Raw genomic sequence first — 12,565 nt, forward strand, 5'->3', positions numbered from 1 at the left:
CCAATGATCCCGACAATCCCGCAATCGCGCAGCTTTCGCATCCTCTATGCCGGCTATGTGGCGCTGTTCTTTCTCTATCTGGCCCTGCCGCTGACCGTGGTGGCGGTCTTTGCCTTTAACGACAGCCAGTTCCCCTCCCTCCCGTGGGAGGGGTTCACGTGGAACTGGTTCTTTGGCGAGGAACGCCCGCAGATTGGCGTCTTTCAAGAACGCGGCATTCTGCGGTCGGTCGGCACCTCTGCTTTCGTGGCGCTTTGCGTGGCGGTCATGTCGGTCTGCGTGGGCACGACGAACGCCTTTTTGTTCAACCGCTATGAGTTTCGCGGCAAAGGGTTTCTCTATGTTCTGATGCTGCTGCCGCTGGTGATCCCTGGCATCGTGCTGGGCATCTCGGTGCTGGTGTTCTCATCCACGCTGGCCAATGGCGTTTGGGACATTGCGCAGATTGACATTCAGGCGCTGCGCCCCGGTCTGCTTCTGGTGATCTTGGGGCAGTTCAGCTTTATCACCACCATCGCCACACTCGTCATCTCGGCCCGGTTGCAAAAGTTTGACCGCACCCTGGAAGAGGCGGCGCTGAACCTTGGCGCGGATCGTTTGACGGCTGTGCGCACGATCACGCTGCCGTTCCTTGCACCTGCGATGATTGGCGCGGTCGTAGTGGCGTTTCTCATGAGCTTTGAGAACTTCAATACCACGCTGATGCTGGTAGGCTCTGACGCGCCGTTGACGATTGCGATGTTCGACCGGTTGAAGGAAGGCTCGACCCCACTGCTGAACGCCGTGTCACTGCTGTTGATGCTGGGCTCATCGCTTTTGGCGCTGATGCTGATCCTGTTTCAAAAACGGGGATGATAAGAGGGCAGGCCCGCGCTGGGCCTGCCGCTCTCTGGTTACAGCGCCTTCCGTACCGCTTGACTGAAGCTCTCCAACAGGTCGGGATCTTCGGCAAGCGTGCGCCGCAACGACCGGGGCAGTTCTAGCTGCACCCCCTCGCCAGAGCGGGTTCGGTTGCAGATGTTCGTCTCATGCACACCGGGTAGCGTGGTGTTCAACGCCGCCTCAAACCCCGCATCACGCAGGGCCGTGCCGATTGCGTCGCGCAAACCTTCGGCCCGCCCGCCCAGCCAGACCGTCTCGGTGCCATCATCCCTGCGGCCATGGATGGCCACGGCGACCTGCGCGCTTGCCACAAGTTCCAACGCCTGCGGCTCGTCAAAGCGGTGCGAGGTGATGTGAAAATCCCCATGCGCCCCGGCTTTCAACGCCTCAAACAGATAGTAGGAATAATCGCGCCCCGCGATGGCCTCAGCGATCAGGCTGGTCTCAGGCTCAATCGTTCCGCCATGGGGCGCGATGATGATGACTGCGCTTTCACGATCCTCGGCGCGTATCTGGTAATCATCATCGCGCAGCATTTCGGCAGAGAGGTCGGCATAGTTTTGGAAACGATCCGTCATGAATTGGCTCCTGTCGGCTGGGGGCGGCGATCAAACGTCGAGCTTGCGCACCGTTTTGGAGATACGCCCGTCTTTCCGCTCCAGAAACACGATCTCGCCAAACTCGATTTTCTGCCATTCCTCACCGTCTTCGGTCAGCGGCTCAGAGGCAAAGATCGCCGATGTGGCTTCGCCCTCGGGGCAGGCGTCGACCTTATAGGAGTCTGCATGATCCTCGAAGTTCGCGCCTGTCAGTACATAGACCGGCTCAAGCAGCATAGAGAGGGGCAAGTCTTCGTCGCGCAGCTTCTTCCAGTCGCCGGTCACATCCGTCTCGCCGTCATGCCCGCAGCCATAGTTTACGCCGATAATGCGATCTGAACTGACCAGCGCGATTTTGAGCTTGGTCAGTGCCGCCAGATCAAGTTTTCGCGCAGCCTCACAAATGACCCGCAACAGTTTTTCAAATCCGCGTTGCACATCATCGTCACTGTCGCCTTCCAAGAGGGACAGCAGCAGCACATACAGAAATTCCGTATCAGTCGTGCCGCGCATTTGGGTCAGATAGCGATCTTCACAATGCTGCAAAAGCTCGCGCTGCAGCTGCCGCCAATGGGGCAGGGCGCCGTTCTGGGCGATGATCCACGGCGTATGCTCAAAGGAAAACGGGTGACAATTCTCATCGGCCTGCACAACGCTCGCGTCATAAGATGCTGCGCGGATATGCGACAGCAGCGTGTGCGCTTGCAGGCTTGGGATCAAAGTCTTGGCGTTGTCATCGTGAAAGGCCGCTTTGGGCCGGTGGTACAGCAGCGGCGCTTCGGGTTTCAGCAGATGGTCGCTCCACGCGGCAAAACCCCAGCCCGCCAGTTGCAGGCTTGGGTGAAGCTCAGGATCAAGGCTTTGGTTCAGCAGAGAGTTCTCAGGCGCAAGGAGCAGCGCGTCGATTGGTAGTTCGGGTCCGATATAGGCGAGGAAGCGGCACATATTTGTCCTTACTCTTGAGAGGTTTCACTGACTGTCACAGCGGGTGTGAAGCCCTCAGATAGAGTGATGTGCAGGTAAATCTAGCCAAGTGCCGGACAGCGGCGCCGTAGGACCGTCTGAAAGGGAGGGGGGCGTGCGCCGCCCCGCTCCGGCTTTCGCGTCAGATGTCGGAAATATAATCAGCCGAGACATAGCCGCTCACCTCTGGCGCATCGGCCAAGGACACACGGCACCAAAGCTGGCCAGTCTCAGTCACGCAATCGCGACGGTTCAGGATGGTGCCATCCGGCAGCCCCATGATGACCCCAAAGTCGAGGCCGGGGCCGCTGCGCAGTTTCAAAAGCTCATCCGGCCCGGTGCGGTGCACCATCACCTGATCGGCGGCGATGCCCGCACAACCTGCGACGAACATAAGGGTGGAAACGGTTGCGAATGTGATCCCGCGCATGATCTGCCTCTCTTTGGTTTTCTCCCGTCATAGATCGAAAACCGGGCTGATCCTAGCCTCCTTATGCCCCGTTCGCCTTGCATTGCTCGAGCGCGCGTTTCAACGAATGCTCATCATAGGGTTTCATCAAGCTTACAAAGCGCGTCGCGATGGTCTCGCCTTCGGCATATTCTCGCGGATCGGCCCCCGACGCGATGATGACCGCGATCTCTGGCCGCAGTTGCGTGACCTGCTCTACAAGAACCATGCCAGATCCATCCGGTAGGCCAAGGTCGGTAAACATGATGTCAAAACGCTCCTGCGCAAGGCAGTGTTCGGCGGTGGCCACACTGTCCGCTTCGGTCACAGCATACCCCAGATCAGAAAGCATATCTGCCGTAGCCATGCAGATCAGTGCGTCATCTTCGACCAACAAGACTTTCAAAGCATCGCTGGTTTGGGCCTGCTCGGCTTGCCGCCCCGAAAGCGCCGCTTCGGCGCTGGCATGGCGGGACAGGATCTCGTGAATTTTCAACGCCAGCCGTTCGCGGGTGTAAGGTTTGCTCAGCAGATCGACACCTTCATCCAGCCGGCCGGCGTGAACGATGGCGTTTTGCGTGTAGCCAGAGGTAAAAAGAACGCCAACGTTCGGCAAATGTGCCTTGGTTTCGCGCGCAAGCTCGGGGCTGCGGACTTTGCCGGGCATGACCACATCGGTGAACAGCAGGTTGATCTTCACACCGCTTTTGACAATCGCCAGCGCGCTGTCGGCATTTTCAGCCGTTAGCACGGCATAGCCCAGATCGCGCAGCAGATCGACGGCGGTCTCACGTACGGCGGCGTCGTCTTCGACAACCAAGATCACCTCACCGCTGCCAATGGGCGTTTCGGTTGTGACTGGCTGGCGCACGCTCTCTTCTTGGCGCTGTGTGCGCGGCAGATAGACACGCACAGTCGTGCCCTGCGCCTCTTCGCTGTAAAGTTTGATGTGCCCGCCGGACTGTTTGATAAAGCCGTACACCATGCTGAGGCCAAGCCCCGTGCCTTCGCCGGTTTCCTTGGTGGTAAAGAAGGGGTCAAAAACCTTCTCCATAATCTCGGGCGCGATGCCAGAGCCGGTATCGGTGATCGCCAGCATCACATATTGGCCGGGGGTCACATTGGGTTGGCTCCGTGCATAGGCGTCATCGAGGGATGCGTTGCCCACCTCAATCGTCAGCTTGCCATGATGCGACATCGCATCACGCGCGTTGATCGCAAGGTTAAGGATCACGTTTTCCAATTGTGCCGGATCGACAAGGCAGTTCCACAACCCGCCTGAGATTACCGTCTCAATCTCAATCCCTTCGCCCAAGGTGCGGCGCAGCATGTCGTCCATGCCCCGCACCAAACGGCCAAGGTTCTGCGGTTTCGGCTCCAAGGGCTGCTGTCGCCCAAAGGCCAGCAGTTGCGACGTAAGGTTCGCCCCGCGCGACACGCCTGCGATCGCATTATCGACGAAACGTCGCTTGGCGTCGCCTTCGGCCAGTTCTTTCGACAAAAGTTGAAGGTTGCTGCCCACCACCTGAAGCAGGTTATTGAAATCATGGGCAATACCACCGGTGAGTTGACCGACGGCTTCCATTTTTTGGGCCTGTACCAGCTGCGCTTCTAGCCGGTCACGCTCGGCCATGGCCTCTTCGATCTTGGTCTTCAACGCGTTGCTAAATTCAATCTCCGCATTGCGGGCGCGAAGCTCTTCGCGCAGGTCGCGGACTTCGATCACCGTGCCAACGGTCTTGCCGTCTTCGTTCTTCATTGGCGACGCCGTGAAACCTACGGGATAGAAGCTGCCGTCCTTATGAACGAAGGTTTCCTCGCCTTGGGTCTGGTGATCTTCGGGAAAGGCGCGGTCGATGGCGCAGTCTTCGATGGGGAAGTGCCGCCCGTCGGGGTGGGTGTGATGGATCACATCATGCAGTGACCTGCCGACGGTTTCCTCGAACTTATAACCGGTCAGTTCTTCCGCCGCGCGGTTCATAAAGACGCATTGCTGTTGGTCGTCCATCATGAAGATCGCCATGGTGGTGTTGCTTAGGATCGCGTCCAGCCTAGTCGAGACTTTGGTCAGCGCCGCGTTGGTCTCTTTTTGTTTGGTGATGTCCTGAATGGCCGCATAAAACACCTTCTCGCCTTCGGTGACGATCAATTGCAAATGCGTCAAGACGTGATAACGCGAACCATCTTTGCGTTGGTGTACGGTCTCATACTCAAGGGTGGTTTTTTCGCCCCGCAATAGCGGCTGCACAAGGCTTAAAAAGCTGTCGCGCGACAGTTCGGGTTTGATGTCCCACGCGACCATGTCGCGCAGATCACTCATCGAATAGCCCAAGTTCTCACGCGCGCCGCGGTTAACGAGAGTGAAAGTGAAGTCTTCGGCTGAAAATAGGTAAACTTCGCTCGCCGCGTCTTCGACGATTTGACCCAGACGATCGCTCGCCAATTTGATTGCTTCTTGCACCTTTTCCCTCAAGCTTGTCGATTGCAATAACCGGCTGACATCCACCTGCGAGATGCAGAGTGGGTGTAATTTAGCTTTAAGGCGCGGCAAGGCGAGCGAAAAGGGCCACTTTTCCGCTTAGCAACAAATTTTTGTGCTGCTTGCCCCTGAGGTTAGGGAGGGTGATGCGCGTGGCGGCACCCGCCTTGAGGGGCGGGTACGCTGAAATAGCCATCTGCGCCGGTCAGGCGACACGCTTGCCCATGGCAATAACTGAACGCAGGATCGGCGCGTCTTTCATCACCTCGAACTCGATAAGATCGGCCCGCATCCCAAGTGCAATCTCCCCCCGGTCGGTCAGCCCCACATGATGTGCAGGCGTGCGGGTGACGGTGGCAAGCCCGCGGGCCATATCGCCCCAAAGGTTGCCCAGTTGCACCGCGCCCAAGAGGAGGGCAGCAGGCACGTAGTCTGACGAAAGGATATCCAGCAGATCCAGTTCGGCCAATTCCCGCGCCGCCACATTGCCCGAATGCGATCCACCGCGCACAAGATTGGGCGCGCCCATGATCGTGGCGATGTCTTGGGCATGGCAAGCCTGCGCCGCCTCGCGGGTGGTGGGGAATTCGGCCAAGCGCGCGCCATGAGCGTGGCTCGTGGCAACCTGCTGGGCCGTGGTGTCATCATGACTGGCCAGCGCCGCGCCATAGCGCTTGGCTGCCGCCACCGCCGCCGCCTCATGCTTCGCGCCCAGCCGGTCTTGCAGCCCGCGCAGGAAGGTGACGTAGTCCCCAAAGTCCTCACGCGGGAGGCCGTTCTTGCCGCAGACGTAATCCTCGAACTTTTGCACATCGCGGAATTGCCGCTGCCCCGGCGTGTGGTCCATCAGACTAACAATGCCGACCTTGTCGTCGGGGCCGAATTCGGCCAATTCCTCTTCCAGCGTTTCCGAGCATACCTCGGCGCGCAGGTGGATATGGTGGCTGATCGACAGCGCGCCGCTGTCGCGCATCATCAGAATTTCATCGGCCATGTTGCGGGCGTATTTATCATAGCGTTTGCGCCCGTCGTCCGAGACGATCGACCCCACCCGGATCGCATCAAAGACCGTGGTGATCCCGGTGCCCGCCAGTTCCCGATCATGGGCGATGATTGCTGCGCGATGTGGCCAGTCGACCTTTGGGCGCGGCTTCATGTGGCGCTCAAGGTTATCGGTGTGCAGTTCCACCAAACCGGGCGCGAGGTAGCGGCCCTCACAATCGGCTGCCCCCTTTGGCACGGCGGTGCCTTCCGTGATATCCGCGATCACCCCGTCACGCAGCACCACGCTGCCGGTCATAACCGCATCGGGCAGGATCAATTTTGCATTGGCGAGAATGGTTTCTTTTGTCATGAGAACGTCACGCTAGTTGCGCATCCATGGATGCAAGGAGAAGATGAATGAAGTTTGACCGCTATGCGATCTATTATACGCCGCAGGGCGGTCTGGCCGAGGCCGGTGCCGCGTGGCTGGGCTGGGATGTGGCGCGCGGGCAGACTGTGGCACATCCGAATGTGGCCGGGCTGGACGTGGCCGCCCTGACCGAGACGCCGCGCAAATACGGGCTGCATGCGACGATCAAACCGCCCTTCGTTTTGGCCGAGGGGGTCATGGCGGACGACCTGCAAGCCGCGTTCAAGGCGCTTTGCACGCGGCTTGCGCCCGTCACGCTGGACAGGCTTACCCTGACCCGGCTGGGTCGCTTTCTGGCGCTGACGCCCGAGGGCGATACCGCCGCGCTCAACGCCATGGCCGCCGAGGTGGTGCGTGGCCTCGATACCTTCCGCGCGCCCCCGGCTGAGGCTGACCTTGCCGCCCGCCGCCAAGCCAGCTTGACCCCGGCGCAGGAGGCGAACCTCATCCAATGGGGCTATCCTTACGTCATGGACGCTTTCCGCTTCCACATCACCCTGACCAGCAAACTGCCCAAAGCCGACCTGCCACAAGTCACAGCAGCGCTGACCCCCTATATCACGCCACATCTGCCGCAGCCCTTCATGCTGGACAGCCTGACGCTGGTGGGGCAGGCCAAGGACGGTATGTTCCACGAGGTTCATCGCGCCACCCTCTCGGGGTAAAGTGCCGCCGCCGCCTGCGCCACGGTTTGCTCCAGCGGGCCAGAGTTGTCGATCTTGATCGCTGCGATATGATCGGGCAGGGCGCGCTCGGCCTGTGCCAAACGGGCGGTGATTTCTTCTTCCGTTTCGCGCCCACGCCCGCGCAGCCGCGCGGCCAGCACTTGAGGGGAGGCAGTGAGCGACAGCACCTCGAACCGCGCGAACCGAAGCTTTGCCTCAGCCAACACCCCGCGCGAGAGGTTGGCCAGCACATCGCGCCCGTCTTCCAGCGCCGTCTCGATCGCGATGGGAATGCCGTAATGCAACCCATGCGCCGCCCAACTCAGCGCAAAGGCACCCTCCGCCTTAAGCGACAGGAATTCGCTCTCGCTGATCCCGTCAAAATCCTCGCCGCCAGCCTCGCTGGGCCGCGTGATGGCGCGGCGGGCGAGGAAGAGGTCTGGCCGCCCTTCCGCCAGCTTTGCCATGACACTGTCCTTGCCGACGCCTGACGGGCCGACCACCGCGATGAAACGCCCGCTCATGCGGCCAATCCGGGAGTGAAGCGGGTCACGTCTACTTCGCGGTCACAGATCTGATCGCGGGCGGCCTCATCGTGGAAAATGCCCAAGATCGCCGTGCCGCGGGCTTTGGCTTCTTCGATCAGCGCCAGCACCGTGGCGCGGTTGGTGGCATCCAGGCTCGCTGTCGGCTCATCCAACAGCAAGACTGGGTAGGGGTGTGCAAAGCCGCGCGCGATGTTCACCCGCTGCTGCTCCCCGCCCGAGAAGGTCGTGGGGCTGAGCTGCCAAAGCCGCTGCGGGATGTTGAGCTGCGCCAGCAACTCTCCGGCCCGCGCCCGTGCGTCGGCTTCGCTGCTGCCCACCGCGCGCAGCGGTTCGGCCACCACGTCAAGCGTGGCCACCCGCGGCACCACCCGGAGGAACTGGCTGACATAGCCCAGCACGTTGCGGCGCAGGTCCAAAATCTCTCGCGGGGCGGCGCGGGCGACATCCAGATCGCCCACCATGACCCGGCCCGAAGCGGTCAGATAATTGCCGTAGATCATCCGCATCAGCGTTGATTTCCCGGCCCCCGAGGCCCCGGTCAGCGCCACGCATTCGCCGCGCGCCACGGTCAATTCACCGCCGCGCATCACCGGGATCACCGCCGCACCTTGGTTGTGCAGGGTGAAGGATTTGCTCACATTTTCCACGCGTATCATGGGTTCAGCCTTGTTTAACTTATTGTTAACGTTTGTCATTTGTTTCGCGTGCGAAACATTTTCCTGCGCTGTCAAACCTGTAGCACGCTAGAGACCAAAAGCTGCGTATAGCCATGCTGCGGGTCGTCCAAGACTTGATCCGTCAGCCCGGTTTCCACCACATGGCCGTCCTTCATCACCATTAACCGATCGGCGAGCAGTCGCACCACCGCCAGATCATGGGTCACGATGATGGCGCTCAGCCCCATCTCGCGCACCAATCCGCGCAGCAGGTCGAGCAGCCGCGCCTGAACGCTCACGTCCAGACCGCCGGTGGGTTCGTCCATGAAGACCAGTCGCGGCCCGGTCACGAGGTTGCGGGCGATCTGTAAGCGCTGCTGCATCCCGCCTGAAAAGGCCGAAGGCCGGTCGTCGATCCGATCTTCGTTGATTTCCACCCGGCCCAGCCAATCGGTGGCGCTGGCGCGGATGTCGCCGTAGTGCCGTGCGCCCACGGCCATCAGCCGCTCGCCCACATTGCCGCCCGCGCTCACGTTCATGCGCAGCCCGTCGCGGGCGTGTTGGTGCACAAAGGCCCAATCGGTGCGCGACAGCATTCGGCGCTCCGGCTCGCTCATGGTCACCGTGTCGCGCAGGCCATCGGCGCGGGTATCGAAACGCACCGCCCCGCGATCAGGGGTCAGATGCCCTGCCAGTGTGTTGAGCAGCGTGGATTTGCCCGAGCCGCTTTCGCCGACGATGCCCATGACCTCACCGGGGTAGAGGTCAAAGCTGACATCGGTGCAGCCAATCCGCGCACTATAGAATTTCGCGATGTTTTCAACTTGCAACAAGGGGGTCATGCCACGCCCTCCAACACGGGGGCCGCTTCCGCGCCGCGATGCCCAGCCGCCTGACGCGCCGCGCAGTAATCGGTGTCGGAGCACATGAACAAACGCCCGCCTGCGTCATCGACGATCAACTCATCCAGATAGCTGTCCTCGGCCCCGCAGAGGCCGCAGGGATGATCGGCTTTGCTAGCCTCAAAGGGGTAGTCCTCAAAATCTAGCGACACGACCTGCGTATAGGGCGGCAGCGCATAGATCCGCTGCTCGCGCCCTGCACCGAAGAGTTGAATCGCGGCCATTTCCAGTTTCGGATTGTCGAATTTCGGGATCGGCGAGGGGTCCATTACATAGCGCCCCTCGACCTTGACCGGATAGGCATAGGCCGTGGCAATCGCGCCGTGCTGGGCGATGTCTTCGTAAAGCTTCACATGCATCAGCCCGTATTCCTCTAGCTCGTGCATTTTGCGGGTCTCAACCTCCGAAGGCTCAAGAAAACGCAGCGGTTCGGGGATCGGCACCTGATAGACCAACACCTGATCTTCGCGCAGCGCGGCTTCGGGGACGCGGTGGCGGGTTTGGATGACGCTGGCCTCTGTCGTGGCTTCGGTCACGGCGACCCCGGCGGTCTTTTGGAAAAAGCGGCGGATCGAGACGGCGTTGGTCGTGTCGTCTGCCCCTTGGTCGATCACCTTGAAAGTATCCTCGGGCGTCAGCACGGCGGCAGACACCTGCACCCCGCCCGTGCCCCAGCCGTAGGGCATCGGCATTTCGCGGCTGGCAAAGGGCACCTGATAGCCGGGGATCGCCAGCCCTTTCAGGATCGCGCGGCGGATCATCCGCTTGGTCTGCTCATCCAAATAGGCAAAGTTGTAGTCGTTCATGCCGCTATCCTCATTCGTGTCCTGTTCGCTTTCGGTCATGGCCTGCGTCATTCTGCGGCCTCCCGGGGCGCGTCTTGGGCCGCTGTCGCCTCGCGGCGCAGCTTGCGGATCAGTTCAAGCTCGGATTGAAAATCGACGTAATGGGGCAGTTTGATATGCTCCAAGAACCCCGTCGCTTGGATATTATCCGCATGATAAAGCACGAATTCCGCATCCTGCGCAGGCGCGCCGACGTTGTCCTCGCCCAACTCCTCCCAACGCAGTGCCCGGTCCACCAGGGCCATGGAGATCGCCTTGCGCTCAGACATGCCGAAGACCAGCCCATAGCCGCGGGTGAACTGCGGCGGTTCGGTTTTGGAGCCTGTGAATTGGTTCACCGTTTCACATTCAGTTAGCTCAACCTCGCCAATCTCGATGGCGAAACCCAGTTCGGGAATGTCCATTTCCACCGCGACCTTGCCGATGCGCAGTTCCGCGACGAAAGCGTGGTTGCGCGCATAGCCGCGCTGGGTGGAGTAGGCCATGCCGAGCACGAAACCCTCGTCGCCGCGGGTCAGCGCTTGCAGGCGCAGGTCGCGGGTGGCGGGCAGTTCCAGCGGTTCGCGGGTTAAGTCGCGCGGCGGGGTCGTGCTATCTGTATCGCGCTGCATCAGCCCCTCGCGGTCGAGGAATTCCATGATGTGCGGTGTGTCCTTGGGCGGCTCTGCATCGGTCACCTCGGGGGCGGGGGGCACCTCACCATCGGCGGCAAGTTTGAAATCCAGCAGGCGGTGTGTGTAGTCGAATGTCGGCCCCAAAACCTGACCGCCAGGCGCATCCTTGAAGGTGGCCGAGACGCGGCGGTCACAGGCCATGGTGCCAGTGTCCATCGGGCGCGAGGTACCGAAACGCGGCAGGGTGGTGCGATAGGCACGGATCAGGAACACCGCTTCGATCAGATCACCGCGCGCCTGTTTGATCGCCAACGCAGCAAGGTCGGGATCATAGAGCGAGCCTTCGGCCATTACCCGGTTCACTGCCAGCGTCATCTGTTCGCGAATTTGCGCGACGCTGAGTTCGGTCACGCTTGCGTCTCCGCGCCGCTCTTCGGCGAGCCATGCGTGGGCGTTGTCGATCGCCCGCTCGCCGCCTTTTACCGCTACATACATCAGGACACCTTCGTGCTTCGGGGCAGCGCCGCCAGTCGGTCGCCGCAGGTGAAAATGAAATCCAATCCCCGCGGGAAGAGCGCCGCGTTTTGCTGAAAGGCCGCGCGGTCGGGCAGCGACAGCGCAGCACTGTCCTTGATGCCGGGGCCGGAGAGGGTCGCGCCATCGCTGCGCAGATCATCCACCTCGACGATCAGCGTGGCAGAGCGGTCAGGGTAGGCCGCGCTGCCGAGGGGGAAGTCGCTGAGGGGCAGCTCTGCCCAAGTGCCTAAGGCGAATTGCGCGGCGCTGGCCGGGACGAAGGGCGCGCCGGTGTGAAAGGTAATCCAGTCGCGCAGCTCGGGGCGGTCGAGGCTTGGGGCGAGGTAAATAGGCGTTTCGGGATCGCAGAGCGTCAGCAGAACGACCCCGGCAGCGATCGACAGGCCCGCGGGCGGTTCGGCTCCGGCAACGCTGCTGATCTCACCCGGTTTGGCCATGGCGTTCATCACGGCGCGAAAGGCAAAAGCGGCGTCTTTGGGCGCGTCGCGAAACCCGCCTGCCAGCGATAGGGTCTGCATCAGTCTTCTCCTCTGACCATGGTGAAAAAATCGACCTTGGTGGCCGCGGCTTTGGCGGCACGACTGGCGCGGCGTTGGGCCTCAATCTCGGCCAGCGGGTCGAGCAGTTTGGCGCGGACCTCATCGGCGGCTTCGCTTTGCATCAGCGCGTCGACGAGGGCGGCTTGCAGCGCCTTGTCGCGGCTGCGGCCTTGCACATAGGCGTGGCCGTCGGGGCCTTCCGCCAGCCGGACCGAACAGCGCGTGACCGACATTTCGCCCATGTTAAAGGCGTCGCCCACAGCGCCCATCCGGCCGCGCAGCATGACGCCGCCGATCTCTGGCGCTCGGAGCAGGTCATGGGCGGGGACTGCGCCGTAGCGCGCCCAGAGCTGGGCCAGATCAGCGGCCTCGGCCCGCGCGAGCAGGCCCATCCAAGCCTGCCGATCGCGGGTCTTTTCTTTGGTTTCAACCGTCATCTAGACACCTTGTGCATTTGTCTAATTTACTATACAA

The 12,565-nt window shown here is 61.3% G+C and carries 14 protein-coding genes; 2 read left to right on the forward strand and 12 right to left on the reverse strand.

Going from position 1 to position 12,565, the window contains the following annotated elements; genetic code table 11:
- Positions 1-3: 3 nt before the first annotated feature.
- Positions 4-855: an ABC transporter permease gene (locus WNY61_RS08345; RefSeq protein WP_342851008.1), complete on the forward strand. Its 852-nt coding sequence runs from the start codon at positions 4-6 to the stop codon at positions 853-855.
- Positions 856-893: 38 nt separating this feature from the next.
- On the opposite strand, the gene WNY61_RS08350 is transcribed toward WNY61_RS08345, so the two are convergent.
- From WNY61_RS08350 to WNY61_RS08370, 5 genes are all read right to left on the reverse strand, one after another.
- Complete coding sequence (locus WNY61_RS08350; RefSeq protein ID WP_342851009.1) at positions 894-1,460, reverse strand: poly-gamma-glutamate hydrolase family protein; 567 nt, start codon at positions 1,458-1,460, stop codon at positions 894-896.
- Between the two features lie 30 nt (positions 1,461-1,490).
- The gene (locus tag WNY61_RS08355) at positions 1,491-2,426 is read right to left on the reverse strand and encodes a class II glutamine amidotransferase (protein ID WP_342851010.1); all 936 of its coding nucleotides are present in this window, start codon (positions 2,424-2,426) and stop codon (positions 1,491-1,493) included.
- A gap of 160 nt (positions 2,427-2,586) precedes the next feature.
- Entirely contained in the window at positions 2,587-2,874 is a 288-nt protein-coding gene (locus WNY61_RS08360) for an SH3 domain-containing protein (RefSeq protein ID WP_342851011.1), read from the reverse strand.
- 61 nt (positions 2,875-2,935) lie between these two features.
- Entirely contained in the window at positions 2,936-5,353 is a 2,418-nt protein-coding gene (locus tag WNY61_RS08365) for a PAS domain S-box protein (RefSeq protein ID WP_342851012.1), read from the reverse strand.
- 223 nt (positions 5,354-5,576) lie between these two features.
- The gene (locus WNY61_RS08370) at positions 5,577-6,725 is read right to left on the reverse strand and encodes an alpha-D-ribose 1-methylphosphonate 5-triphosphate diphosphatase (protein WP_342851013.1); all 1,149 of its coding nucleotides are present in this window, start codon (positions 6,723-6,725) and stop codon (positions 5,577-5,579) included.
- Positions 6,726-6,772: 47 nt separating this feature from the next.
- Here WNY61_RS08370 and WNY61_RS08375 point away from each other — a divergent pair, with 47 nt between their 5' ends.
- The gene (locus WNY61_RS08375; RefSeq protein ID WP_342851014.1) at positions 6,773-7,450 is read left to right on the forward strand and encodes a DUF1045 domain-containing protein; all 678 of its coding nucleotides are present in this window, start codon (positions 6,773-6,775) and stop codon (positions 7,448-7,450) included.
- Here WNY61_RS08375 and phnN read toward each other — a convergent pair.
- The 7 genes from phnN to phnG all read right to left on the reverse strand — a co-directional run bounded on the left by phnN (position 7,426) and on the right by phnG (position 12,528).
- Positions 7,426-7,974 (reverse strand): phosphonate metabolism protein/1,5-bisphosphokinase (PRPP-forming) PhnN, encoded by a 549-nt coding sequence (gene phnN / locus WNY61_RS08380; RefSeq protein WP_342851015.1) that lies wholly within the window; start codon positions 7,972-7,974, stop codon positions 7,426-7,428. The genes WNY61_RS08375 and phnN overlap by 25 nt on opposite strands.
- Complete coding sequence (gene phnL, locus WNY61_RS08385; RefSeq protein WP_342851016.1) at positions 7,971-8,654, reverse strand: phosphonate C-P lyase system protein PhnL; 684 nt, start codon at positions 8,652-8,654, stop codon at positions 7,971-7,973. The genes phnN and phnL overlap by 4 nt, the downstream gene beginning before the upstream one ends.
- 71 nt (positions 8,655-8,725) lie before the next feature.
- Complete coding sequence (gene phnK / locus WNY61_RS08390; protein ID WP_342851017.1) at positions 8,726-9,496, reverse strand: phosphonate C-P lyase system protein PhnK; 771 nt, start codon at positions 9,494-9,496, stop codon at positions 8,726-8,728.
- Positions 9,493-10,362, reverse strand: coding sequence for an alpha-D-ribose 1-methylphosphonate 5-phosphate C-P-lyase PhnJ (locus tag WNY61_RS08395; RefSeq protein WP_342851107.1), 870 nt, complete (start codon positions 10,360-10,362; stop codon positions 9,493-9,495). The genes phnK and WNY61_RS08395 overlap by 4 nt, the downstream gene beginning before the upstream one ends.
- A 47-nt stretch (positions 10,363-10,409) precedes the next feature.
- A complete protein-coding gene (locus WNY61_RS08400; protein WP_342851018.1) occupies positions 10,410-11,510 on the reverse strand; it encodes a carbon-phosphorus lyase complex subunit PhnI in 1,101 nt (366 codons plus the stop codon).
- Positions 11,510-12,070 (reverse strand): phosphonate C-P lyase system protein PhnH, encoded by a 561-nt coding sequence (gene phnH / locus WNY61_RS08405; RefSeq protein ID WP_342851019.1) that lies wholly within the window; start codon positions 12,068-12,070, stop codon positions 11,510-11,512. Before phnH ends, WNY61_RS08400 begins: the two co-directional genes overlap by 1 nt.
- The gene (gene phnG / locus WNY61_RS08410; protein ID WP_342851020.1) at positions 12,070-12,528 is read right to left on the reverse strand and encodes a phosphonate C-P lyase system protein PhnG; all 459 of its coding nucleotides are present in this window, start codon (positions 12,526-12,528) and stop codon (positions 12,070-12,072) included. The genes phnH and phnG overlap by 1 nt, the downstream gene beginning before the upstream one ends.
- Positions 12,529-12,565: the final 37 nt, after the last annotated feature.

Source organism: Sulfitobacter sp. AS92 (assembly GCF_038900015.1).
GTDB lineage: Bacteria > Pseudomonadota > Alphaproteobacteria > Rhodobacterales > Rhodobacteraceae > Sulfitobacter.